Source organism: Flavobacterium paronense (assembly GCF_030409795.1).
GTDB classification, from domain to species: Bacteria; Bacteroidota; Bacteroidia; order Flavobacteriales; family Flavobacteriaceae; genus Flavobacterium; species Flavobacterium paronense.
In genome coordinates this window covers 1-26497 of record NZ_JAUFQN010000019.1, presented here as the reverse complement: position 1 = coordinate 26497, position 26497 = coordinate 1, and the positions used below count along the sequence as shown (strand labels likewise).

Below are 26497 nucleotides of genomic sequence, written 5' to 3'. Positions count from 1 at the left end.
ACTACATTTTTTGAAAATTAAAACCATTGGTTCGAAATAAAATTATAAATCACAATAGGAAAAGGGAATTTAGAAGCTGATTCACAATCCATTCCGTTGTCAAGCGTTCCTTCTACCTTTACTTTCCAGAATTTTATTGCTAAATGTTGGTGTGAAAGTTTGTGAACAATAGTTTCGGAATTGTATAATTGAATTTCCTGAATTGGATTATCTACAAAACTTTGATTTTGAATTAAGTCCAAAACAGCGATGTCACTTTCTGCCATTTCCGTTTCAAGTACTGGAAACTCATACAGATTGTGCCAAATGCCTTTTTGGGTTCTTTTGTTGATAATAGTTTTGTCATTCTCATCCGAAAAAACCAAATAATTAAAAAAACGATTCGTCACTTTTATCTTTTTAGATTTCACCGGAAGCTGTGCCACTTTCTTTTGCTGCAACCCCAAACAACTGTCATTAAAAACGCAAATGCCGCAATCTGGATTTTTGGGCACACATTGCAAAGCACCGAATTCCATTATGGCCTGGTTGAATAAATTAGCTTGTCCTTTTGGCAATACTTCGGCTGCTAATTGGGTGAATTCTTTTTTGGCTCCGGTCGAAGCTATATCGGTTTCCACATCAAAATACCGAGAGAGCACTCTAAAAACATTCCCATCAACAACAGGAACACTTTCATTATAAGCAAAAGAGGCGATTGCGGCCGCAGTGTATTCGCCAATTCCTTTTAGTTTTAATAATTCGCCATACGACTTTGGGAATTCCCCATTAAACTCAAAAGCAATTTGCTTGGCTGTTTTATGCAAATTTCGGGCTCTGGAATAATAGCCCAAACCCTGCCACAATTTTAACACTTCTTCCTCATCGGCTTTTGCCAAATCAAAAAACGTAGGAAAGGCGGCCGTAAAACGTAAAAAATAAGGTAATCCTTGTGCCACACGTGTTTGTTGCAGCATGATTTCCGAAAGCCAAATGGTGTATGGATTTGTGTCATTTCGCCAAGGCAAATCACGTTTGTTTTGTAAATACCATTGGATAAGTGCTTTAGAGAATTTCATAGTTAAATTATGGTTAGCAAAAATAAATCTTTATGTTATTAAATTTTAATAGATTATGCTTGAAATATTGTTTTTATTATTCATATATTTGCAACCTCAAAAAAATCACATAATTAATATTAAATACGAAAGAAAATGACGAAAGCAGATATCGTAGCAAAGATTTCAGAAAGAAAAGGACTTGAAAAAGGAGATGTTCAAGCAGTAGTTGAAGCGTTTATGGAAGAAGTAAAAACTTCTTTAGAAACTGGAGACAATGTTTATTTAAGAGGTTTTGGTAGTTTTATTATCAAAACTAGAGCTGAAAAAACTGGTAGAAACATTTCTAAAAATACAACCATTAAAATACCTGCTCACAATATACCTGCATTCAAACCTGCAAAAGTATTTGTAGAAGCAATAAAAACTAATACTGAAGTAGCAGTATAAATTTATTTATTAATCACCAAAAATCTTCACTATGCCAAGTGGTAAAAAAAGAAAGAGACATAAGGTAGCAACGCACAAACGTAAAAAACGTGCGAGAGCTAACCGACACAAAAAGAAAAAGTAGTTTTAAACTACTTTTCTTTTTTTAGAAAACGTTCATTGAAATGGAAGATTAGACCTTTTAGACGACTTAGACGACTTAGAAAATTAGAGCTTTTATCTAATAATCTAAGAATCTAATACTCTAACAATCTAACTTCACCGGGTAAACAATACCTGTTTAAAATGTTTAATCCATCCTTACAATTCAGTTATGAGTTATGAGTTATGAGTTATGAGTTGAAAAACTGTAAACTGTAAACCGTAAACTGCAAACTAATAGTTTGGATAAAAATTTACAAAGTGAATAAAGAACTAATCATTAGATCTAGTGCTGACGCTGTAGATTTTGCCTTATTAAAAGATGGAAAACTAATTGAATTACACAAAGAAGAGGAAACAAGCAACTTCCAGGTTGGCGATATTTTTATTGCCAAAATAAGGAAACCCGTTGCCGGATTGAACGCTGCTTTTGTAAATGTAGGCTACGAAAAAGATGCCTTTTTACATTATCACGATTTGGGTCCAAGTTTCGCTTCTTATCTGAAATTCATAAAACTTGTAAGCGCAGGTAAACTAAAAGATTTCTCCCTAAAAAACTTCCAGTTTGAGAAAGAAATTGACAAAGATGGTGCAGTTGCAGACATACTGAACGCCAATCAGTCAATATTAGTACAAGTAGTAAAAGAACCTATTTCTACAAAAGGTCCGAGAATAAGCTGTGAGCTTTCCTTCGCCGGACGCTTTTTAGTTTTAGTGCCTTTTTCGGATCGCGTTTCTGTTTCACAAAAAATAGAATCGAAAGAAGAAAAAGACCGTCTTAAAAAACTTGTACAATCTATCAAACAAAGGGGTTTTGGCGTTATTGTGCGAACAGTAGCCGAAGGCAAAAACATAGCCGAGTTAGAAAAAGATTTGCAGAACTTAATGAATAGATGGACTGCAATGAGTAAAAAATTACCAACTGCACATCATCCATCCAAAGTGTTGGGAGAGCTAAATAAAGCTTCTTCGATACTTAGAGATGTATTCAACGATACTTTTACCAGTATTCAAATTGATGATGAAGAGTTGTACCAAGAAACAAAGGACTATTTAGCCGAAATAGCTCCGGACAAACAAAAAATTGTTAAGTTTTATCAATCGAAAGACACGCCATTGTTTGAAAAATATCATATTGAGCGACAAATAAAGACTTCTTTTGGCCGAACTGTTTCTATGAGCAAAGGTGCCTATTTAATTATAGAACACACCGAAGCCCTACACGTTATTGACGTGAATAGCGGAAACCGTTCTAACAAAGCCAACAACCAAGAAGATACTGCTTTGGAAGTAAATATGATCGCAGCAGCAGAAATCGCAAGACAATTACGATTGCGAGATATGGGCGGAATCATCGTAGTCGATTTTATCGATATGAAAGATCCAGACAATCGCCAAGTGTTGTTCAACTTCCTTAGAGAAGAAATGAGCGATGATAAAGCCAAACACAAAATCTTACCGCCAAGTAAATTTGGATTAGTTCAAATTACACGACAACGGGTAAGACCAGAAGTAAATATTGAAACAAGGGAAGAAAATCCAAATAATTTGACAAGCGACATCGATGCGCCAATCCAGATTATTGACAAGATTGCTTTTTCTCTTGAAAAAATAATTAAAGACCATAAAAAAGTGACACTTAATGTGCATCCTTTTGTGGCAGCATACCTTACCAAAGGTTTTCCATCATTACGTTCAAAATGGTTTTTTGAACATAAAAAGTGGGTGAAAATCATACCTCGTGACGCTTACACGTATTTTGAGTACCAATTCTTCGATGGTGAAGGAAAGGAAATCAAACAATAAATAAAAACCGCCTTTCGTGAGATTGGCGGTTTTTTTGTGTTTTTTTGAAGCTATTCCGGCTTTCCACTGCAATCTTTTTAAGGATTGTATTTCCCTTGCGCTGTTCTTCAGGGCAATCCTTAAAAAGGATTTACGTTGCAATCCGGGCTAGGGCTAATCCTTTATAATCTCAATCTTCCTCCTAATATCATTCCCATATTCATCTTCCACGGTAATGTAATGAATTCCCGTTTCGGCTTCAATTTGCATTTCGTGAAAGGTTTGAGTGGTGCCTTTGTAGACATTATCAACATACCAATACAACTTCGCTTCTTTGTTGGAGTGCGCCACTTTTAAAATCACCGGCTGAATCTTGCTGTTAAAATCCTTAACTAGATAAATTTTACTGTTCGTTTTCGGATAAATAAAATCCATGGATGCCTGTTGGTTTTGCTGGCAATCGTCTCTAAAAGGAGGTAAAGGTTTGTAATCTATATGCAGACTTTTATAATACCATTCCATAACCGGCGGCAAGACAAACCACTTTTTGGAAACGATATTGTCTACACTTTCACAGCTGCTGTTTACGCGATATTGCTCTGTCTTATCTAAATGCACCAACTTATGATAAGCGCAAACCGAAGTTTTCATTCCTTTTCTGGGAACTAATTGTCTGATTTTCGTACAATCATCCTGTGCCAAATGACCACTCAACGCACAAACATCAGCATATTGCAAATCGTTTAACGGCGTTTGGAACCATTTTTTTCGCGGAAGCAAATTGAAAACATCAAACAAAATTGGAGCTGCACTTCCTACTCCGGTCAACTCGGGCCTTCCTTCTCCGTTGGCATTTCCAACCCAAACGCCAACTACATAACGGGAATTGGTACCGATTGCCCAGGCATCGCGATTCCCAAAACTTGTTCCGGTTTTCCAGGCTAGTTCTAATGAAGAGTCGTAAAACTTCCAAGCTTCATCGCCTTCTGGACGATTCACTTCTTTCATGGCATTATAGGTCAGGAAAATTGAACCTGCACCCAAGATTGTTTTCTGATAACTTTCTTCGCCATAATCCTGCTCAAATCCGCTGACATAATTGAGTTCGGTAAACTCTTTGGTTCTGTATTTTCCATCGGAAGCATTGAAGTAATTTATGGTTGACGACAAATTTGCATAGGTTCGGCACAAATCCCAAAGATTGCTTTCGGCTCCACCCAAAATCAGCGACAAACCATAATGATCAGGATGCTTATTTATATTTTTGAGTTTGAATTTTTGCAACAATTCATAAAAATTATTAACGCCATGTTCCTGCAACATCAACACCGCCGGAATATTTAACGAACGCGATAAAGCTCTTTGAGCCGGAACTGCTCCGTCAAAAGAATGGTTAAAATTCTCAGGTGTATAGCCTGAAATCTGTGTTGGAATATCTGCAACCAACGTATTGGGTAAAATCTCGCCTTCATCGAGCATCGAAGCAAACAAAAGCGGCTTTAAAATACTACCTGTACTTCTTGGCGCACCAATAACATCAACATCTTTGTCGTGATCTTTATCCGTTGGCGAATTCCCAACATAGCTGATGATATTTCGGTTTTGAATATCGATAACAATCACAGCGAGATTATGCACTTCGTTTTGTTTGTACTGATTATAATATTGAGTGGCAATTTGGTTCACGCGATTTTGTAATGAAACATCAATCGTAGTTTTGATGCGTTTGCCTTCATCGGTTTTGGCTACGCGCTGCAATAAATGAGGCGCGATCTGCGGAACTAAATAGGGTTTTTGCGGCAAAGGTTCCGTAATCGACAATTGATACGTAAGCTTATCAATGATTTTTTCATTGTATAATTTCAACAGCAATCCATTGCGTTTTCTGAGCAATTTGATTTGATTCTTTCCCGGATAAATCAAGCTCGGTGCATTGGGCAACACTGCCAAAGTCGCACTTTCTGCCCACGACAATTGATGCGATTGCACTCCGAAATAACGCCAAGAAGCCATCTCTAACCCAACCACATTTCCACCAAAAGGGGCATGCGCTGCATATAATTCGAGGATTTTTTCTTTGGAATAACGCAATTCCAATCGGGTTGCCAAAATCATTTCAATTCCTTTTTCAAAGTAAGTTCGCTTTTTATTCTTGCGCGATAACCGAATGACCTGTTGTGTTAAGGTACTTCCGCCACGAACTACTTTTCCGGCGCTTCTGTTTTGCTGAAATGCTTTGAACATCGCCACAGGATTAAAGCCGGGATGATAGTAAAAATGTTCGTCTTCAAAATAAACAATACATTTTTTGAACTTATCGGGAACGCTGTCTTTTGCAGGAAAACGCCATTGCCCATCGCGGGCTATTTTGGCAGCTAACAACTCGCCATCGCTGCTTTCGATAACGGTGGAATAGGGTTCTTCGAAAAGGGTGCGCGGTAACGAAAAGTAATATACTATCAGCAAAATGGCTACGATAGCAGACTTCTTTGGGTTGCGCTTGATATAATTGAAGAAGCGTTGGAAAAACGCTTTAAGTTTTGTTTTCACGTTTATGGAATTAAACACCTGACAGGTTTTAAAAACCTGTCAGGTGTAAATTTATTTTACCACTTCCACCCATTGCCCTTTAGTTCTTGCCAAGAAATCATTATCATACATCGCCTCACATTGTAATCCAGGTAAATAATATTTACCCAAATAAGAAGCATTCAGCAAGATTTTGAATTTTCGAGTTTCGTTGGCTTTCAAACCGAAATAATAATTGGCTCTGTCATCACGAATATCGATGTAATCAGCAATATTGCTAGTTGCATCACCAAAATCAGTATAACGTGTGTTTACAATTTCAAATCCGGAAGGCAGAATTTGTGACAAGGCAACATTTTCAACCCATTCATTTTTGCGGTTAGTCAATGTAACTTCGGCATAGAATTCAGTTCCCTGAGCGATTTTTGTAACCGAAATAGCTTTCCCTTTTCGGTCTTTGAAAACCACGCTGGCAGACAAATTATTGGATATCACTTTTTCGCTTCCAACTGGTAAGATTCCGCTGTTCAAGACACGAACAAAAAGTGTGTTATTTTTGTTGTTCTTAATTGTAATCGCATTTCCGCCATTTTTCACCACCAAATTTCTTTGGGCAACCGTTTTGTTTGTATTGATAATTACTGGTTTTCCTCCATTAGTATATTGAACCGAAACGCCTTTGCTGCCATTGGATTTAGCAAATTTTGACATCGCATACAAACCATAAGCCGTAGTTTGTGTGCTCATCCATTTGTCGCTTGACATGTTCTTGGCTAATTTAGTTGCCATGGCAAATGCTTGCTGTTTTTGTCCCAATAAAATCAAAGTTTCTAATGCCATGGCTCTATTTCTATCGGCTGAACCATAGTAATAGTAGTAATAATCATCGTTGAAATTTTGCTCATCGATAAAGGATTTACTCAACAATGCCATTCCGGCCGCATTTTGCTTTATCAATGCATAAGTCGCTGCTAATCGCAGTTTACTTTCATTAGAAATTCCAACCGTTTCTCGCAATCTGTTCATTGAAGCTAAATCAGGGAAACCTGCTAATGCTAGTGTATACAATCGGTAAGCCTGTGCCATATCGTTGTAATATTGTTTTTCGAAACGCCATTGTTTTGCCATTTTGCCTTGGTAAGAAATCCATTTAGATTTGAAACTTATAGGCAATACGTACCCTTTTTTCTCAGCTTCAATCAGGAAATGTCCAGCATAAGAACTTCCCCAATCATCGGCTTCAGTCATTCCCTGCCAATAAGAGAAACCACCATTTGGCAATTGGAAATTCCCTAATTTTTGGATGCCAATAGTAACATTTTGCTGAATATTTTGTTTGCGAACGGCATCTAAATCCATTATATCGGTAAGATACAATTGAGGGAAAACAGCCGAAGTAGTTTGCTCCACACAACCATGCGGATACTGAATTAAATAATTCAATCGTCGCCCGAAATCTACTGTTGGCACCGATGATACTTCTATGCCAGCTTTATTGCTTCCTGTTACGCCAAAGGTTTTCCATGTAATTGTTTTGGAACTGTTTGGTTCAATCACAATATCGGAATACGCATTGGTCACCGGATTCGGATTGGTCACATCAATTTCTACCGAATAGGTTGATTTTTCTTTTCCGGAAGTCGCAATAATATCTATTTTACCAATTCCTGTAATACTTCCCACTTCTAAATTGAAGTAAGCCATTTTCTCGTCAGGCTCAGTGAAAGTTACTTTTTGAGTACTACTTCCAACCACTTTAACGGCGCTATTTGATTTGATTTGAAGTGTTACATTTTTGATGTTTTTCTCTGTTGCAAACAAGGTAACCGGAATAGTCACTTTTTCGGAAGGAGAAATTTTTCTTGGTAATGAAGCCAAAACCATTAACGGACTTCTAACCTGCGTGGCTTTTTCTGCCATTCCGTAGGCACTGGTTTCTGCATCAGCAGCAACAACCATAGTTCGGACTGAGCCAATGTATTTTGGTAAGGTTATTTTAGTGATTTTGCTTTCGCCTTTATCCAATTCAAACGGACCATAATAGAGTACAACTGGTTTGAAACGATTCGCTTTTTTAGCTTTTCCGCCACCAGCTTCTGCATCACCACCAATACTGAAAACCTGATTTACTTTTCCGCCATAAGCGCCAATCACCTCATCATAAATATCCCAGGTTCGAACACCCAAAGCCTCACGGGTGTAGAAACTATCCCAGGCATTTGGGGTTTTGAAACGTGTTAAATCTAACAATCCTTCATCGACAACTGCTATAGTATAAGTCATTTTCTTGCCGTGTTTTTCGGAAACTTTTACATTCACTGTTTGCTCCGGACGAAGCACATCAGGCATCGTAAGTTGTGGTTCAAGCACTGTGTTTTTATCTACCACTTCAATCGGAACAATGCCGTACATTCTGATTGGCGAATCGTTTTTGGTTGAAGCATGTGGTTGCAATAATGAAATATTGATATAGACATTCGGAGCCATTTCACCTGTAATTGGCAGCTCAACTGTGGTTTCTCCTTTTTTGGTTTTAGCCCAAAGCGTTTTCACTACTTTAGTTCCGTTTTCGATAGAAATCAAGGCTCTGCCGCCTTCGCTTGACGGGAAGAATATTTTAGCTTTATCTCCAACGGCATAGTTAGTTTTATCGGTAGAAAACCGTAGCATTGTGGCCGATTCGCCTGTGCCGGTTCTGGCCTCTGCTGACCAATAAGGTTCGTCTATATATACTTTTGTTCCTGTAGCATGACCATCGATTGGGTCGGAAACCCGAATTAAATAATTCCCCCATTCTTCATTTCTTACCGAGAAAGAGATGTTGGTTTTTCCTGAAAAATCAGTACTGACAACGAAATTTTTATAAGCAATCGTCGAGTTTGACGTGTTATAATTCGATAAATCATCATTGGAAGCATCCCACCACCAACGCGATTGTAATTTATAAACACGGACTTCTAAATTTTTAACCGATTTTGGTTTTCCGTTTTCTCCGACAGTTACAATATCAAAACGGTTGTTCTTCCCAGTTTCGATCATGCCGTATTTGTTTGGTTCGGGCGATTTTACTCCAACATAACTTTTGTATGGAGAATAGGTAGTTGAAGCCACATCTGTGCTCACATCACCACCGCTTTCATAAACTTTTGTGATGAATGCCGCTCGCAACATTCCGGGAGCTTGGCCTTGAATATTCGGTTTTATCGGAATGGAAGCACGACCGTTTCCATCCACTTTTCCGGAGAAAATATTGACTTCTTCAGTAGAAAAACTTCTGGTCGGATCATCAAAAGTATATTTATCATAGCCTTTAAAAGTAGTTGACTGCTGGAAGAATTTAGCCTGAACTTCGGTTTTTAAATCTTTGCCGACGGCGCCATGTAGCCATAAAACCTGAATATTATTCACATTGTTTTTGCTTGCCGAAAGAATAGGTTCGTTGAAACTGTTTTTAATTTTTAAACGATTTGGTTTAATCGTTTCAATCTTGATGCTTTTATAAAAACGCGCACCACCAATACTTACAACCGCTTCCCAATTTCCTGTTGGTGCGCTATCCTGAGTTGGCACTACAAATTTGTAATGATTAAGTTCATTCAGTTTTTGAACCGATTGATACACTGTTTTCCCATGTGGGTCATTCAGTTTTAATTTTACGGGATGCGATGCTGGCAATTTATTAGCATTGTCATTCAGAATAAAAGACAAATACATCGTATCCCCCGGACGCCAAACGCCGCGTTCGCCATACAAATAGCCTTTTAATCCTTTTTGTAACGTTTCACCCGAAACATCAAAATTACTAACCGACAATGAAAGTTCGTCATCTAATTTCACATAAGTGCTTTGGTCACCTTTGGTCACAATGGCGAAATAAGCTAGTTTTTCTAATTGGAAGGAAGCCATTCCATCACCATCAGTAGAAGAAGTGGCGATTTTTTGTTGTTGGAAATTGTATAAATCAACACAAGCGCCGGAAATCGCATCTGTGGAAACGATATTGCTAACTGCAATGACAACTGATTTATCTGTTCCTCTTTTTGCAATTACTCCTAAATCTGTAGCAAGAACATTGGTTCCGATTTTGGTGTTGTAGTAATAATAATCGGTGCATGGATCTTCACTTTCTCTCCAATCATAATCTCTTTCATAATAATAGTCATCATAGTCGTTGCCGCTATAATTAACATCATCTTCGTTTTCTTCTTCGGCATCTTCGCTCTCGCTGTTATCTTCCGAAGTTGCTGTTGATGTCTCGCATTTATACAAAGAATATTTCTTTTTATAAGAGAACTCGACACGATAAATGGCTCCTGGTTCTGGTTTTATGATTTTTGAAATATCCAAAGAATAGGTATTCCATTTAGTATAATCCAGTAAATTATTCTGCTTTAGTTCGATAGTCGATTTGGCGACAGCCTGACTTACTTGTCTTAAATTTCGTGTGCCGTTAATTTCATTATCCTGCAAAAACTGCATGATATTATTTTTGTAAATCTTGTAGATTTTTACATCAACTGCATTTAGATTAGCCGCTTCAAAATTGATTTTTAAATTATTGGAACTTGGCAATATCGTCCCACTTTTTAATAATTTCACACCTGGTTTTATTTGGTCAAACATCAATTTTTCAGAATAGTTGTTTTTCATTTTATAACCATCGATGCTTTCAATTCCCTGAAAAACCTCAACCAATTTACTTCCCGTAAATGATTGTTCAATTGCAGCTGCTACTTGAGTAATTTCGGGTTCATCTGTAACTGTTGCTGTGGTGTCAACAGTAACAGCTGTAGTATCAACAACTGCCTCAACAGCTACCGATTGATTGGAAGCACCATTATCCACTTTTGACTTAACGGGATCTTTGTCGTAAAACACTTTTAAAACATTTCCCATAGTGGAAAACTTCAGATTACTTGTGTTTTCAATAGACACTAATCCTTTAAAATCCTGGTCTTTTTTTAATGGATCAGAAAAGTTAATCAACACCGATTGGTTGTTGGTATCGCCAACCTGAATAGTTAGTACCTTAAATTGGTTTTTACCGGGAATTAAAACTTCAGCTTTGCCTTTTTGGTCGATATCCACATCGTCACCATCCCATGCAATTTTTATTTTGCTATCGGTTTCAAAACGCTGAATACTGTCAATCATGAATTTAAATTCAGTATTGGTGCTGGTCGCTTTGTCAAATTTTATCTTTAAATCTTTATCGTTTTGTGTTGCCTCAATAATTTTTTGGGCTTCTTCAAAACTAAGATTATCAGCTGTTTTTAGAGTTCCATTTAAGTAATACCAATCCTTGCTGTAAGATTGCAAATCCTGTGTATTCACAATAAAATCTTGCTTGATTGTTTTTACTGAAAATTTGAAATCCTTTAATTCTTTCGGAACTTTATTGGTGATATCAGAAAGATGCAAGGTGATTTGGTACAACGTATTTTGATCCAATTTTTCTTTTGGAATAAACGCAATGGTATTACTGGAAAGCGCTACTACTTTTCCGCTTACGCTTGGCGAAATATCAAATAAATCCTCGTCTAATTCCTGATTAGGTTTCCAATCGCTTTTGTTGAAGGCCAACTGCACCCTGAAATCGGAATTGACCGAGATGAACCCTGATGAAAATCCTGTAATGTAGTCTTTGTAAAGAGCGTAATCTGAATCAAAATCGGAAGCCGATTTTTTAGTACAGGATTGCAATAAAAAAATTGCAACGAACAAGCCGAAAATCTTGTTGGTTTTCATGGTTGTAAAAGAATTATTTGTTAGAACTTATCCTTGAGTGATTTTCCTCAATTAGCTATATAACGCTAAAAGTATCAAAATATTATTCAATACAAAAAATATTATTTGGGAATATTTTTCCTGTAAAATTATTTTCTTTTGGAAGCAAAAAAGCGAAGCATTAAATCCGAGCATTCGTTGGCTAAAACACCTTTAATTACTTGAGTTTTTGGGTGAATTGAAGTCCCTAAATTTTGGTAACCTCTTTGCTCATCCGAAGCACCAAAAACGATTTTTGAAATCTGGCTCCAATACAAAGCTCCGGCACACATCTGACATGGTTCTAAAGTTACATAAAGTGTGCATCCTTTTAAGTATTTCCCGCCTATGAAATTTGCAGCTGAAGTAATAGCCTGCATTTCGGCATGAGCCGTAACATCATTCAGCATTTCGGTAAGATTGTGGGTTCTGGCAATGATTTTATTGTCGATTACAATTACGGCGCCGACTGGAATTTCCCCTTTTTCAAAAGCGAGTTCAGCTTCCTGCAAAGCTTTCTTCATAAAATAGTCATCGGTGAAAGGATTTTCCATAAAACAAAAATACTATTTTAGTACTATTATCGTTATCTGTGTAAACACAAACTTTATTCTTTATGGAAACTAACTATAAAATAACTGTTCCAAAACCGTGTCACGAAGATTGGGATAAAATGACGCCCGACCAAACAGGTAGGTTTTGCAATAGTTGTGTAAAAAGTGTTGTTGATTTCTCCGATATGAAAGCTACCGAGATTCAAGAGTATTTTATACGGAATCAGGGTCAAAAAATTTGTGGCCGATTTAAAACGGAGCAATTAGATTCGGTTATTATCCAGATTCCACGAGACGTTTTATTTTCTCAGGTTCAGTTTCATAAAATATTCATGCTGGCATTGTTAGTCAGCATGGGGACGACCTTGTTTAGTTGCCAGAACTCCAATGGGGATAAACAAAAAATTGATGGAGTTGAAGTGACCGACTCTACCTACACTACTACTGGTGTTATTCTTCCAAAAAAAGATACTATTAATGAAGAACATGTGACATTAGGTAAAATTGATATGAAAAGGTATGATTCCTTAGTTAAGGCTGGTGTAAAAATGCCGCCTCTTCCTCCACCACCGCCTGTTAAGCAGGTCAAATTTATTAAACCATCAAAAGAAAAAGTAGTTATTCAGCATTTAACTGGAGATGTCAAAGTAGTCCCTGAAACTAAAAAAAATGAAATGACATCTGGAATGGTTAGTCAGGTAAAGTTTTTAGACTCTACAAAAACAGAAAAGAAATAATTTCAGATTAATACCGTAAATTTGCTTTTTAAGACCATGAAAAGCACACTTCTTTCCCATATAGACAGCCCAACTGATTTACGAAAATTAGATCTTTCGCAATTGCCTCAACTGGCAAAAGAATTGCGTGAGTTTATTATCGATATCGTTTCGGTAAAAGAAGGTCATCTTGGTGCCTCCCTTGGTGTGGTTGAGTTAACGATTGCCTTGCATTATGTTTTTGATACGCCAAATGATTTGTTGGTTTGGGATGTTGGTCATCAGGCATACGGACATAAAATCTTAACCGAACGAAGAAAAAAGTTTAATACTAATCGACAGTTAGGCGGAATTTCAGGTTTTCCAAGACGTAGTGAAAGTGTTTACGATACTTTTGGTGTTGGACATTCTTCTACTTCAATTTCAGCTGCTTTGGGAATGGCGATTGCTTCACAGCTTAAAGGCGAAAACAAACATCATATTGCGGTGATTGGCGATGCTTCGATTGTAAGCGGAATGGCGTTTGAAGGTTTAAATCATGCTGGAGTTACGGATGCCAATTTGTTGATTATTCTAAATGACAACGCTATCGGAATTGACCCAAGTGTTGGCGCGTTGAAAAACTATTTAACCGCCGTTAAAGAAGGCAAAAATCCGAAGCAGAACAATATAATTAAATCGTTGAACATTGATTATTCCGGGCCAATTGACGGTCATGATATTGATGGTTTAATCAAGGAATTAGAGCGTTTGAAAAAAGTTAAAGGTCCAAAGTTTTTGCACATCGTAACAACGAAAGGCAAAGGCTTACAACAAGCCGAAGACGATCAGGTAAAATACCATGCGCCAGGAAAATTTGATGCGGCGACTGGTGAAATTCATAAAAAATCAGAGGAAAATTTGCCTCCGAAATTTCAGGATGTTTTTGGTTTGACTTTAGTTGAATTAGCTAAAGACAATCCGAAGATTATCGGAATTACACCAGCTATGCCAAGCGGAAGTTCGATGAAATTTATGATGGAAGCTTTCCCAAAAAGAGCCATTGATGTTGGCATTGCCGAACAACACGCTGTGACACTTTCTGCCGGAATGGCAACGCAAGGCATGGTGGTTTTCTGCAATATTTATTCGACGTTTTTACAACGTGCTTACGACCAAGTGATTCACGATGTAGCACTGCAAAACTTACCAGTGATTTTCTGTTTAGACCGCGCCGGATTGGTTGGCGAAGATGGCGCAACACATCACGGTGTTTTTGATTTGGCCTATTTACGCTGCATCCCGAATATGCTTATTTATGCACCAAAAGACGAAGCCGAATTGCAAAATATTCTATACACCGCTTCGTTAGGTTTAAAAAATCCGATAGCGATTCGGTATCCGCGTGGAAGAGGGAAAAATGTTGATTGGAAATTCCCAGCTGATTTTCAAAAGATAGAAATCGGAAAATCTAAAAAACTTAAAAAAGGTAAAAATGTTGCCATTCTATCAACCGGAACTATTGCCGATAATGTAACTCAGGCGTTAAACGGCATAGAAGACGAAGGCCATTTTGCGCATTATCATTTTGGTTTTGTAAAACCATTAGACGAAAAGAAACTGCACAAAATATGTGATAAATTCTCAACCATTATTACGGTTGAAGATGGCGTTACAACTGGTGGTTTTGGAAGTGCTGTTTTAGAATTTGCAGCAAAAAATGATTACGTTAACGAAATCTTCCTTTGCGGTGTTCCTGACTATTTTATAGAACACGGAACCGTTGACGAACTGCAGCAATTTTGCAACATCGATGTTGATGGTTTACGCTCACTTTTCTCAGGACTGCTTGAGGAAGAAGAGCAAGATGAAGATTAAGCCGTCACAATTTTGTTATACAATACCGCTTTCCCATCGGTCAGCATAGAGATGAAATGGCAAATATGAAGTAATCTTTCGTATAAAGTTTCCTTTTCCAGATGATGTTTTTCAGGCAGGATTTTCAATAATAACTTATCGTAATTTGTGGTTTTCCCTTCGTGATTATTATTGTACGCTGTGATGAATTTGTCTAATAAATTATTGATGATTTGGTAACCCGAAAGTTCTTTTTCAATGACTTCGCGGCTTTGATAAATGTTCTTTACGCTCAACTTGATGATGTCGTCCATTTGTGCTTTGTACTTGCTTTTATCGGTTAAGGCAAAATGGAATTTTCCTTGCAAAATGGCTTCTTCGTTTTCGATAAAAACTCTTACTGCGTCGTTTATTAAATTTCCTATCGCCAAAGCGCGCAAATAACTAATTCGGTCTTCCTTTGTTGTTAAGGTTTGATATTTTGCTGTATCAATTGTGTCTTTTACCAATTTGATTAAATATTCCAACGCAAAATCTTCGGAAACCAAACCGAGATTTATTCCGTCTTCAAAGTCGATAATCGTGTAGCAAATATCATCGGCAGCTTCGACTAAAAAAGCCAAAGGATGACGCTCGAAACCAATATCATTTCCGGTTTTGTTGGAAATCATTCCTAATTCTTCTGCCACTTCATTGAAGAAATCCTTATCAGATTGAAAGAAACCGTATTTTTTATCCGAGATGTTTTTGGTTGGTTTTTTGGGTAGACTTTCCTTTGGATATTTCATAAACGCACCCAAAACCGCATAGGTCAAACGCAGACTTCCTTCTATACCGGGGCGAGAACTGGAAAGCACTGAAAAACCATTGGCGTTCCCTTCAAAATCGATTAAATCCTGCCATTGCTTATCGGTTAATTGGTCTTTGTATTGCTGCCCTTTTCCGATGGAGAAATATTCGCCAATCGCTTTTTCCCCTGAATGCCCGAATGGCGGATTTCCGATATCGTGCGCTAAAGATGCTGCCGCTACTATCGCTCCAAAATCATTCATATGATAACCATGGACTTCTTTTAAATGCGGATATTTTTCAAGTATTTTTTTTCCAACTAATCTTCCTATAGAACGACCAACTACCGAAACTTCGAGACTGTGTGTCAAACGTGTATGCACAAAATCAGTTTTTGATAAAGGAATTACCTGTGTTTTATCCTGTAAACTTCGGAATGCAGACGAAAAGATGATTCGGTCATAATCAACTTCAAAGCCGAGACGTGTGTCGTCTTGCTCGATGCGTAACCGTTTGCTAGTGTCGCCTTGGCGTTTTAGTGATAAAAGTTGTTCCCAGGTCATATTGATTAAGGATTTAGGAATTTGAGAGTTAGGAATTACACTCAAATATACATTTTAAATTATTTTTTTATACAAATACTGACAACAGTTTTTTAGTCTGTTTGTCTCTTTTTAGTAAGTTGCCCTATCGCAATTACAATTATAAATACAACAACTAAAACCAAACTTGCTTTTATGTTTCCTAGATTCATTCCTTCCGGTTTTGTCAAATAATCTCCCATTGTTGCTCCAATTGGATGTGTCAAGATAATTGCAGTCCAATATAGAAATTCTCTAGATATTTTTGTCAAATACACTAACCCAACTACTAATGCAAGTAGAGCGGATAACAATAATGTTCCTCCTGAAAAACCTAATGGTGTGTCGTGTGCTAGTAAATCTCCGAACGCTGTTCCTAAAGTACTTGAAGTTAAAATAGCTATCCAATACAAAAACTCGGTTATTTTGTTTAAACCGCTTTCAACTGTGTTGGATTTGGAGTATGTTTTCCAAATAATAAACGTTAAACCTAAAGCGAAAATCAGCAAAATTGTCCCAAATAAATAACCTTGCTGCTCTGTATACCCAAAGTTATCTCTAAATAATGTCCTTGTAAAATAGTCGGAAATTGTGGTTCCGGCTGTACTTGCAAGCGTTATTACGGTCCAATATAAAAGTGATTTTTGATTTTCCGAATAAATAGAAATCAGCAAGGCAACCAGAAAAAGTACAATCAAAGCAAGGGTTCCGCCACCATAGCCTAGACTAAACGTTTGTGAGATTAAATCCCCCGCAGTTTCTCCTAAAGTATTAGCACTTATAATTAGTGCCCAATAAAAAAGATTGATTTTAGGTAAATGCTTCAATAGTTTGTTTTGTTACTTTTCATTTTATTTTTTTCTGCATACAAACACTATTTTCCACCCCTTTGTATTGCCCGAAGTTTTCAATCACTTTATATCCTAATTTTTGATACAAGCCAATAGCGTCAACCTGCATAAATCCCGTTTCAAGTATTGCTGTTGTATACTTTTCTTCTTTTGCCCAGGCTTCTAATTCGTTAAGAGTAGTTTTGGCTATTCCTTTTCCGCGATATTCAGGTAAAGTATACATGCGTTTGATTTCGGCTACTTTGGGTTCGAATTCCTTATAGGCCCCAATGCCAACTGCTTTATCATTTTCATAACAAATGACAGCATTTTTAAGCAAACTAGATTTATTGAACTGTGCATAAAAAGCATGATCTTCACCATCAAGAACTCTTAGATAGGCATCGAGTTGTATCACAAGATTGCCAAAATCTGCATTATCAGAAGTGGTTCTTTGAATTGTAATCATGGCTTATGAATTTTGCAAAGCATAAAATTGTTTCTTTTTTTCGTCTAACAAATGCTTATTGACCACATACGTTTTTGAAATACTATCGTGCCAACCTCGCGCCGGTATTGTTAAAAAAGAAAGTGATTCAAATGGTATTAAACGACAAATTGTACGCATCAAAATTCGTTCGTAATTTGGTTTTTCTCCGTTTTCGTCTACGACTATGGTTTGCGTTATAAATTTTCCAACTGTTCGCGCAAAAAAAATTTCAAAAAGATTGTAATAAACCAAAGCGATACAAGTTACAAAAGTGTATTGTGCAATATCGTTTTTTACAAAATTAGTCATGAAGTTTTTGTTGCCATTTGACTCGGCTATTGCAACCGCTATAGTAAATGCAATTATAAACAGGAACAATTGTGCAATATAATCCATCAATAAATTTAAAAATCGTTGGCTATGTGAAGCTAAAATTTCTTCCGTAACCGTGAATTGCCTTTTGTTGTTTTCTTCCATAATTATTATTCCTTTTGGTTGGCCAAAAAGAAATTTCTTGATTTTTTTGGGTATTGGTTAAAGCTTTTATCACTCGGATTGGCAATTACCGTTTTGATATTGATTTCGTCTCCGAGTTTGAAACTGGCTTCGGTATATTTATAATCCAAAAGGTATTCACCGCAAAAATAATTGCCGTCTTTGTCCTTTTCGATGATTCCTGTGTACACTCCTTTTTTTTCTTTTGACATAATGTTTATATGTTGATTTGGTTATTCGTTGATTTGATTAACCGAAATAGTTTTGGTTAATTTTATTTTCTAGCCCCGATAGTAGTGGAAATCCTTTTTGCTTTAACAAAAGCACTTCGACTGCGCTCAGGGTGACAAAGCAAAAAGATTGCAACGGATAGCGGTAAATAGCTCCTAAAAATACTAAAAAACAGCCATCAATCGATAGCTGTTTCTCTATATTCTATTTTCCTTATTCTATTCTCTTTTTACGACCCACACATTTCGCAATCATCCGGTCCAGCGTTTCTTGCTTGATCTACCATTGCTTTGAAATCTTCGGCAGTCATTTCCCCTGTTTCATTTGGCGCAACAACCTCAACAGCTACTGGTTCCGGAACTTGTGCTGTTGGTTCTGCTTTTTTATCGTTGTTTAATGTAAACTTGATAGCGTCAACTGCTGCTTTGGTTCTCAAATAGTACATTCCGGTTTTCAAGCCACTTTGCCAAGCGTAGAAATGCATTGATGTTAGTTTGGCATAATTTGCATCCTGCATAAACAAGTTCAACGATTGCGATTGGTCAATGAAGTACCCTCTGTGGCGCGACATATCAATGATGTCTTTCATTGACATTTCCCAAACGGTTTTGTACAATTCTTTTAAGTCTTGTGGAATATCCAAATCCTGAACAGAACCGTTATTGCGCATCAGTTGTTGTTTCAAATCTTCGGTCCAAAGTCCTCGTTTTACTAGGTCTTCCAATAAATGTTTGTTTACCACGATGAATTCTCCAGACAATACACGACGTGTGTAAATGTTAGAAGTGTACGGTTCGAATGCTTCGTTGTTTCCTAAAATTTGTGAAGTAGAAGCTGTTGGCATTGGTGCTACTAACAAGGAGTTTCTCACACCGTGTTTCATCACTTCTTTTCTTAACGCTGCCCAATCCCATCTTCCAGATAATTCCTCGTCTTTGATGTTCCAAAGGTTGTGTTGGAATTCTCCTTCTGAAATTGGCGAACCTTTGAAAGTAGAATAAGGTCCTTCTGTTTTGGCTTCTTCCATAGATGCCGTAACTGCAGCAAAATATAGGGTTTCGAAAATTTCCTGATTTAATTTTTTAGCTTCATCACTGGTGAAAGGCATTCTCAACAAAATGAAAGCATCGGCCAAACCTTGTACGCCAAGACCAACCGGACGGTGACGCATATTAGAGTTTTCAGCTTCTTTTACAGGATAGTAATTTCTATCGATTACTTTGTTTAAGTTTCTGGTTACACGTTTTGTTACGTTATATAGCAATTGGTGATTGAATTCGCCGTTTTCTACAAACATTGGCAACGAAATCGAGGCCAAATTACACACTGCAATTTCGTCTGCAGAAGTGTATTCCATGATTTCGGTACAAAGGTTTGACGAACGAATAACGCCCAAATTCTTTTGATTCGATTTACGGTTTGCTGCATCTTTGTACAACATATATGGTGTTCCGGTTTCGATTTGTGATTCGAGGATTTTCTCCCAAAGTTCACGAGCTTTAACCGTTTTTCTTCCTTTGTTTTGGGCTTCGTACGAAGTATATAATGCTTCGAATTCATCTCCGTAAACATCACATAATCCCGGACATTCGTTTGGACACATTAATGTCCAAGTCGTATCTTCCTGCACGCGTTTCATGAATAAATCGGATGTCCACATGGCGAAGAATAAATCTCTTGCACGCATTTCTTCTTTTCCTGTATTCTTTTTCAAATCCAAAAATTCGAAAATATCAGCATGCCAAGTTTCTAAATAAATAGCGAAACTTCCTTTACGTTTTCCGCCGCCTTGATCTACATAACGTGCCGTGTCATTGAACACTCTCAACATCGGAACAATTCCGTTTGAAGTTCCGTTAGTACCACGAATATAAGAACCTGTCGCACGAACGTTGTGGATTGATAATCCAATTCCACCTGCTGATTGCGAGATTTTAGCTGTTTGTTTTAGTGTATCGTAAATTCCATCGATGCTGTCGTCTTTCATTGTTAAAAGAAAACAAGAAGACATTTGAGGTTTTGGTGTTCCTGCGTTGAACAAGGTTGGCGTTGCATGCGTAAAGAATTTTTTTGACATCAAATCGTAGGTTTCAATTACGGATTCTAAGTCGTTTAAGTGAATTCCAACCGCTACACGCATCAACATATGCTGTGGACGCTCTACAATTTTTCCATTGATTTTAAGCAAATACGAACGCTCTAAGGTTTTGAAACCAAAGTAATCGTAGTTGAAATCACGGTTGTAGATGATATGAGAATTTAAAATTCGGCGTTTGCCTGAATCGCTTCGTGCACTTCATCAGAAAGTAATGGTGCTTTTGGTTCGTTCTTGGATTTACATAAAAGTACATTTCTTTCATGGTTTCCGAGAAGGATTTATTGGTGTTTTTATGCAAGTTAGATATCGCGATACGCGCTGCTAATTGTGCATAATCCGGATGTGCAATAGTCATGGAAGCGGCAGTTTCTGCTGCTAAGTTGTCAAGTTCTGAAGTAGTTACACCGTCATATAATCCTTCGATTACACGCATGGTTACTTTTACAGCGTCGACCAAATCGTTTAATCCGTAACATAATTTTTTAATTCTGTCCGTGATTTTGTCGAACATTACCGGCTCTTTGTGGCCGTCTCTTTTTACTACATACATAAGCTTGTCAGTTTTTAAAAACAGAAAATCCCTTCGCTGCTTTTGGTTATTTGTTAAGGTTTTGCTTTGTACTGATTTATTAAAAAGTTCAGTTTCTTTTTAAGGAGCTGTTTCCAGCTTTCCGTTTTATCTTTTTGAAACCATTAAGAAATTAAGTTTCATTAAGGCTTAATTTTCTTAATCTCTTAATGGTTCAAATTTTGAATGATTCAGAAACAAAGTAAGATTAAAAATCAGCGTCGAAACTAATCTTTCCTGATTCTGAATCGGTATTCATTACACCTGCTTTTTGGTATTCGGCAACTCGTTTTTCAAAGAAATTGGTTTTTCCTTGTAATGAAATCATGTCCATAAAATCAAACGGATTGTTGAGTTATACACTCTTTTACATCCTAATTCTACTAACAATCTATCGGCAACAAATTCTAAGTATTGGGTCATCAACGTTGCGTTCATTCCAATCAAACTTACAGGAAGTGACTCGGTAATAAACTCACGTTCAATATCTAAAGCATCGGTAATGATTTCTGTAATTCTGGATTTTGATACTTTGTTTACCAAATGGTGGTTGTGCAAATGCACCGCAAAATCGCAGTGAACGCCTTCATCGCGGGAAATTAATTCGTTTGAGAAGGTCAAGCCCGGCATTAATCCGCGTTTTTTCAACCAGTAAATTGAGCAAAATGCGCCTGAGAAAAAGATGCCTTCAACGGCTGCAAAAGCGATTAATCTTTCGGCAAACGAATCAGAACCAATCCATTTTAAAGCCCAGTCTGCTTTCTTTCTAATTGCCGGAAAAACTTCTAAAGCATTGAAAAGCTGTGCTTTTTCGGCTTCGTCTTTTACGTAAGTATCAATCAAAAGCGAGTAAGTTTCGCTGTGAATGTTTTCCATCATGATTTGGAAACCGTAGAAAAACTTAGCTTCCGGATATTGCACTTCATTCACAAAATTCTCGGCCAAGTTCTCATTTACAATTCCGTCAGAAGCAGCGAAGAAAGCCAAAATGTGTTTGACGAAATACTTTTCATCGCTGTTTAACTTATTATTCCAATCGGACAAATCTTGGTGCAAATCAATTTCTTCAGCAGTCCAAAAACTAGCTTCCATTTTTTTATACCAATCCCAAATATCATGATGTTTAATTGGGAAAATCACAAAACGATTTTTATTTTCTTGTAAAATTGGTTCGATGTTAGCCATTTTGAATTTGTCTTTTTATTTTTTTGGTGATTTTTTTTACAATCTGTATGTTACAAAGATTGTCAAATGAATCGTAAAAAGAAAGCCAAACTTATTCACAATACGCTCTAGTTTTTAACATTTACAGTGTTTTTATGTTCGTATTGTTGTTTTTGTATTTACTGATTTTCAGTAGTTTAAAAAATTCAAATCTTTGAAAAACCCCTAAAACAAAGGTAGTTAAGAATTTTCTTTCGCTAAAATTTTAACATTTTTGAACATTTCTGAAAAGTGATATTTTTCGAATAAAAAAAACGCATTTTTCTATGATTGAAAAATGCGTTTGGCTTTTTAAAGAAACTTAAAGGGTTTATTCTTCTCCGTCTCTATCAATATAGGTTTTATTGCCGTTTTTATTGATGTAATATTTACCGCCTCTTGGACCTGTAAACACTTTTTTACCTTTATACGTTCCGGTTACTTTATCCTTAACTTTCTTTTCGGCTGCTTTTGACGTAGCCGTTTCTTTCATATCTTCTTTTTCTTCAGCTGCTGTTTTTTTAACTTTTGCTGCTGTTTTGTTTGTTGTTGCTTTAGTTTTTCCTTCTACAGATTTAGCTTTGCCTGTTGCTGACGCACTAGTTGTTTTGACTTCTTTTGTTGCGTCTTTATAGCGTTTGTCTACTGTCCCGTCTTTTTTAAGTTTAGGTGCGTCTTTTGCTGCTTCTTTAAAACGCTTTATCTGGTGTTCCGTCTTTTTTTGTTTTGGATGCCGTTTTTTCTGGAGCATCTTTGGCTTTCTTTTCTGTTTAACTGCTTTGCCTTTTACTTCCTTTTTTGCTGCTGTCGCATCTTTTTGGCTTCTTTTTTAGCCTTCTCAGCTTCTTTTTTAGCTTTTGCTTCGGCTGCTTTTTCTTTTTTGGCTGCAGCCTTTTCGGTTTTAGCTTTAGCTGCTTTTTCTTTTGCAGTTTGGGCATAGAATGTATTTGAGAAAACAAATACTAGGCATAATAAAATAAGTTTCTTCATGACTTTAAAATTTTTGTTTGTTGAAATTAAAATTAATACTTTTTTTAACACAAAAAAATGATATGCTTAAAAATATGCTCTCAATTGTACATTTCCTGTATGTATTGTTTGGCTTGTTTCGGTTTTTCTGCCTTGGTAGTTAATGTTGATGTCTAAAAACTGTGTTAGATTTTTTTGCAACAACAATCGCCAGGTCATATTTTTTCCGGGTTGTAATCCTTCCAACATCTGAAATGCCACAGCTGATTGTGCATCGCCATCGAATTTATTTTGATACAAAGAAAATTCTCCGTTCATCGTGACTTTCTTTTCACTAGCATATGAAAACGAAGTTCCGAAACGGTTTTGTACTAATTTTTCGGAATTGCCTATCTGATTTTTCTTATTTTGATATTCATAAAAAATATCCCAACTCGCATTTTTATTAAAGAGATAAAGAAATCTTCGGGCCGATTTGATAGCCATTTACCTTATAATTTTGCTGCTGTAATTCTCAGAAGTCAAAGCCGATTCTGAAGTTTCAGTGCCCAAAGTAAACAACCACGGTTTTTCAACCAAATGTGCATATTGCAATTGGTGCGTGCTGTTATATTTTCCTGTGAACCTACAGAAAGTAGATTTTTTATTCGGTTATTGATGAATGTATAGGTTACAGAATGCTTCTGTTGCCTCGATTGTAAAACAAACTATTTCTGAAGCTGGTGTTCAATCCCAATAAATTATCGTTGGAAGTTGAAAACGGATTTAAATCGAAATTGTCTCCGTTCCGTTTATTTTCGCTCGATTAAAAAAGAAGTTTGGTTATAAAAATGGGACAAAACTTTTTTGAAACCAATTGAATTCTGCCATTGACTCATATTTAAAGTCAAGGCTTGAGAGAATTATTTTGATGGTTTTAACAAAAATCTGATCGGTAAAACACGCGAACGTATTTCGCCTGATCGGGAACAAGCAGCAACTTCAAAATTCTTCCAATTCTGTATTCCGTTGCCGTTGTAGTCAATCCAGGTGTATAAACACCTTGCCCTGGTTCGACTTCTAAATAAGTAAATTCCTGTTGGGCATCGTTCCCGAAGTAGTTTCATAAGCCGTGGTTACAAGCATTAATTGGTTTAAAATATTTGTCGTTATATAACAATCTGGAATTCAGAGGAAGGTTCATTTTTTCGAGCAGTATCAACATATTTTAGGTTTCTATAATTCACAAACAAAGACAAATCGCTTTTCTTAGTCTGCATTAATTTCGATTTCAAAATATATACGATTGAGAGAGGTGTTGACTTTTTGCAAAAAGCTGTTTTGCAAACTGTCATTTAAACGTTGCAGATAACCCAATTCTACAAAGACTTTAGTGCTGTCGCCTCGTCCAACAAAAGCGCCATATTCTGTGTAAATCGTTGGCTTAAAGATGATAATTGCTGTGTTGCAACTATTTTTTCTTTGTTGTTTTCCAAATCGCAGACTGCTGCCAATCAATTCTTTTGAAGTTATAACGGACTTGTGAATTGTTTTCTGATGAAGTTGAATTAGAATAAGTTTCCGTCACTTTTTAGATAACTGCTGTTTTGAAGAATATTCCAGTTGTTAAGTTTGAACAATCCATTGAGAATATGACGGTTTCCCGAGAAACTTTTGGAGAAATCCAACTTTTCAAACTGATACGTTAGCTTTCCTTTTTCGGGCAAAATGAAATCCAAACCATAATCAATAAACTCTGATTGCCTTCCAAAGTGGTCAAATTCCAATCGCGGTTAAATTCAATGTTGAAAAACGTTCGATAGTTTTGAAATTTTCCTGCACATATTGATAATTTTCAAAAGCATCAATCTGCCATTTTTTAGAAAACAAACGTTGCTTGAAATTCAGTTTCCGGCATTGAAATGGTATTTAAAATAAAAAATCCTGTCTTGTTTTTTGGAACAAGGCAGGATTTAAATAGTAGTAGATTATTTTTTATTGTACACTTTTTTAGATACAATTATACCATCAGCGGTACTAATTTTTACTATGATAACTTGATTTGAAACCAGAGTTCATATGAACTTCTGAAGAATTGATTCCGTCTTTAGAAATTAATAACCTACCACTCATATCGTAGATTTCTACTTTGGACATGATGGCAATGCCAGTATTAATAAAGATCTGCTTATTTTGTTTATAAACTACTACGTTATCTTGTGAGAAAGTGGGTAGCGGTTAAAGTTGATGCGTTTTGATAGACGATTTCAAAACGGGAATTGAATACTCCGGCTTCTGTGCTAAAAGTATAACTTCCGGTTTTTAAATCATGGATAGTATTGGTTTAGATTATCTTTTAAGAAAATAGGTTGATTTTGGTTTTCAAACAAACCATCTACGCTATTGATTGCTATCGAATAACTACCTGCAATAGCTGATTTAAATCCTAATGGAAACACTATCTGTATTTTCAAACGGCAATGCTTTTGCTTGTACAGAAAAAGATTGATTATTGATTAGTGAAGTTAATGAAGTTTGCCCATCACTTAGTACTTTTCCATCTAATGTAGCATCAACACCAGCAGTTGCGCCAGTCATATAGGCAATAAAGTTGTGAAAAGATACCAGAAGAATTAGTTAAATCTAACCAAATTCGGCTTCTATTTGAATCTGTAGTCTTAAAAAATTGATTGCTAGGATTTGATACTCTCATAGCATTGGTAAAATTTAAAGCTGTAGATGTTGCTTTGGCAATAAAACCTGACCGATTTGAATAATACCATTTGGCACTAAGGCAAGAGGATCACCTGGACTAGCACCTGTTCCTGCACCACAGCTAAGGTATAAGTTGCATAAGAAGCCGTGGTAGCATTGTTTGTTTTTCTCCAAAAATACAATGCTTCTGTTAATCCATTTGCTGTAATAAAATCGTCTGCATTAATTTTAGATGGATAAGGATTTTCCTACTGCATTATAGGTTGCATTGTCAACAGTTAAAGCAATATCACCATTATTTGGGACTCCGGTAAATGTACCTGTCCAAATGGTTGGAGTTACTGGATGTGTGTTTGGAGTCCGAATTAAATAACCTGTTGCAGTATCAAAAATTGGTTGTGGACGGTGAAGCAACGACAGTATATAAATCGGTTATTGGACTGTAAGTATAAAAACGAGTAGCTAGTGTAGCTGGAGAGAAAGCCTGTAATGTGTCCCGCAAAGGAGAGACGACCATAGTGTATAATCTAGACGCATTAAAGGATTAGTATCTCTTTCCACATTTATTGCTCCCGTATTGGTAGCGGTGTGTTTTGAAGCAAAGTGGCATGTTTTTTAAAGTAAGTGTACTTCCAGAATCTACCGCTACAATTCCGTTTAGAGTTATGGTATCTCCACTTTGAAGAATTACTATTGCACTGTTTGTTACGGTTAAATTACAAGCAGTTAAACTTC

General features: G+C 36.6%; 21 protein-coding genes and 4 pseudogenes. 4 read left to right on the top strand and 21 right to left on the bottom strand.

Annotated elements, in window-relative coordinates:
- Window positions 1-17: 17 nt before the first annotated feature.
- Window positions 18-1058 (bottom strand): A/G-specific adenine glycosylase, encoded by a 1041-nt coding sequence (gene mutY / locus QWY90_RS01720; protein ID WP_290284093.1) that lies wholly within the window; start codon window positions 1056-1058, stop codon window positions 18-20.
- 135 nt (window positions 1059-1193) lie between these two features.
- Here mutY and QWY90_RS01715 point away from each other — a divergent pair, with 135 nt between their 5' ends.
- Together QWY90_RS01715 and QWY90_RS01710 are read left to right on the top strand one after the other, a co-directional pair.
- Window positions 1194-1487, top strand: a complete 294-nt coding sequence (locus QWY90_RS01715) for an HU family DNA-binding protein (RefSeq protein WP_290284092.1) — start codon at window positions 1194-1196, stop codon at window positions 1485-1487.
- Between the two features lie 402 nt (window positions 1488-1889).
- Entirely contained in the window at window positions 1890-3434 is a 1545-nt protein-coding gene (locus QWY90_RS01710) for an Rne/Rng family ribonuclease (protein ID WP_290284091.1), read from the top strand.
- Window positions 3435-3587: 153 nt separating this feature from the next.
- Here the strand turns inward: QWY90_RS01710 and pbpC are convergent, their stop codons facing one another.
- The 3 genes from pbpC to QWY90_RS01695 form a co-directional block, all read right to left on the bottom strand.
- The gene (pbpC, locus tag QWY90_RS01705) at window positions 3588-5963 is read right to left on the bottom strand and encodes a penicillin-binding protein 1C (protein WP_290284090.1); all 2376 of its coding nucleotides are present in this window, start codon (window positions 5961-5963) and stop codon (window positions 3588-3590) included.
- Between the two features lie 51 nt (window positions 5964-6014).
- Window positions 6015-11690, bottom strand: a complete 5676-nt coding sequence (locus QWY90_RS01700; RefSeq protein WP_290284089.1) for an alpha-2-macroglobulin family protein — start codon at window positions 11688-11690, stop codon at window positions 6015-6017.
- 128 nt (window positions 11691-11818) lie between these two features.
- Window positions 11819-12262 (bottom strand): nucleoside deaminase, encoded by a 444-nt coding sequence (locus QWY90_RS01695; protein WP_290284088.1) that lies wholly within the window; start codon window positions 12260-12262, stop codon window positions 11819-11821.
- A 62-nt stretch (window positions 12263-12324) separates the two neighbouring features.
- Between QWY90_RS01695 and QWY90_RS01690 the strand changes: the two genes are divergently transcribed.
- Together QWY90_RS01690 and QWY90_RS01685 are read left to right on the top strand one after the other, a co-directional pair.
- A complete protein-coding gene (locus QWY90_RS01690) occupies window positions 12325-12999 on the top strand; it encodes a hypothetical protein (RefSeq protein WP_290284087.1) in 675 nt (224 codons plus the stop codon).
- A 36-nt stretch (window positions 13000-13035) separates the two neighbouring features.
- Window positions 13036-14835 (top strand): 1-deoxy-D-xylulose-5-phosphate synthase, encoded by a 1800-nt coding sequence (locus QWY90_RS01685; protein WP_290284086.1) that lies wholly within the window; start codon window positions 13036-13038, stop codon window positions 14833-14835.
- Here QWY90_RS01685 and QWY90_RS01680 read toward each other — a convergent pair.
- From QWY90_RS01680 to QWY90_RS01610, 17 genes and pseudogenes are all read right to left on the bottom strand, one after another.
- Window positions 14832-16166 carry a deoxyguanosinetriphosphate triphosphohydrolase gene (locus tag QWY90_RS01680; RefSeq protein ID WP_290286914.1) on the bottom strand — a complete coding sequence of 445 codons (1335 nt, stop codon included), beginning with the start codon at window positions 16164-16166 and terminating at the stop codon, window positions 14832-14834. The genes QWY90_RS01685 and QWY90_RS01680 overlap by 4 nt on opposite strands.
- A gap of 92 nt (window positions 16167-16258) precedes the next feature.
- Window positions 16259-17011, bottom strand: coding sequence for a COG4705 family protein (locus tag QWY90_RS01675; RefSeq protein ID WP_290284085.1), 753 nt, complete (start codon window positions 17009-17011; stop codon window positions 16259-16261).
- Between the two features lie 19 nt (window positions 17012-17030).
- On the bottom strand, window positions 17031-17483 hold the full coding sequence (locus QWY90_RS01670) for a GNAT family N-acetyltransferase (RefSeq protein ID WP_290284083.1): 453 nt from the start codon (window positions 17481-17483) through the stop codon (window positions 17031-17033).
- 3 nt (window positions 17484-17486) lie between these two features.
- Window positions 17487-17981: an RDD family protein gene (locus tag QWY90_RS01665; RefSeq protein WP_290284082.1), complete on the bottom strand. Its 495-nt coding sequence runs from the start codon at window positions 17979-17981 to the stop codon at window positions 17487-17489.
- Window positions 17982-17986: 5 nt separating this feature from the next.
- Window positions 17987-18211: a hypothetical protein gene (locus QWY90_RS01660; protein ID WP_290284081.1), complete on the bottom strand. Its 225-nt coding sequence runs from the start codon at window positions 18209-18211 to the stop codon at window positions 17987-17989.
- Window positions 18212-18459: 248 nt separating this feature from the next.
- Window positions 18460-20878 (bottom strand): annotated as a pseudogene (locus QWY90_RS01655) (ribonucleoside-diphosphate reductase subunit alpha).
- Between the two features lie 226 nt (window positions 20879-21104).
- Window positions 21105-22081 (bottom strand): annotated as a pseudogene (locus tag QWY90_RS01650) (ribonucleotide-diphosphate reductase subunit beta).
- Window positions 22082-22430: 349 nt separating this feature from the next.
- Window positions 22431-22850, bottom strand: a complete 420-nt coding sequence (locus QWY90_RS01645) for a hypothetical protein (protein WP_290284080.1) — start codon at window positions 22848-22850, stop codon at window positions 22431-22433.
- A 35-nt stretch (window positions 22851-22885) separates the two neighbouring features.
- Entirely contained in the window at window positions 22886-23089 is a 204-nt protein-coding gene (locus QWY90_RS01640; protein WP_290284079.1) for a hypothetical protein, read from the bottom strand.
- 66 nt (window positions 23090-23155) lie between these two features.
- On the bottom strand, window positions 23156-23554 hold the full coding sequence (locus QWY90_RS01635; protein ID WP_290284078.1) for a hypothetical protein: 399 nt from the start codon (window positions 23552-23554) through the stop codon (window positions 23156-23158).
- A gap of 762 nt (window positions 23555-24316) precedes the next feature.
- Window positions 24317-24565, bottom strand: coding sequence for a hypothetical protein (locus tag QWY90_RS01630; protein WP_290284077.1), 249 nt, complete (start codon window positions 24563-24565; stop codon window positions 24317-24319).
- Window positions 24566-24615: 50 nt separating this feature from the next.
- The gene (locus QWY90_RS01625; protein WP_290284076.1) at window positions 24616-24834 is read right to left on the bottom strand and encodes a hypothetical protein; all 219 of its coding nucleotides are present in this window, start codon (window positions 24832-24834) and stop codon (window positions 24616-24618) included.
- A gap of 250 nt (window positions 24835-25084) precedes the next feature.
- Window positions 25085-25267: pseudogene (locus QWY90_RS17670) on the bottom strand (DUF8694 domain-containing protein); the annotation flags it as partial.
- Window positions 25268-25374: 107 nt separating this feature from the next.
- Complete coding sequence (locus tag QWY90_RS17665; protein ID WP_500683694.1) at window positions 25375-25506, bottom strand: DUF8693 domain-containing protein; 132 nt, start codon at window positions 25504-25506, stop codon at window positions 25375-25377.
- Window positions 25487-25802: pseudogene (locus QWY90_RS17660) on the bottom strand (DUF8693 domain-containing protein). Before QWY90_RS17660 ends, QWY90_RS17665 begins: the two are co-directional and overlap by 20 nt.
- A gap of 188 nt (window positions 25803-25990) precedes the next feature.
- Complete coding sequence (locus QWY90_RS01615) at window positions 25991-26176, bottom strand: DUF8693 domain-containing protein (protein ID WP_290284074.1); 186 nt, start codon at window positions 26174-26176, stop codon at window positions 25991-25993.
- Between the two features lie 130 nt (window positions 26177-26306).
- A partial coding sequence (locus QWY90_RS01610) for a hypothetical protein (protein ID WP_290284073.1) occupies window positions 26307-26497 on the bottom strand: 191 nt, incomplete at its 5' end.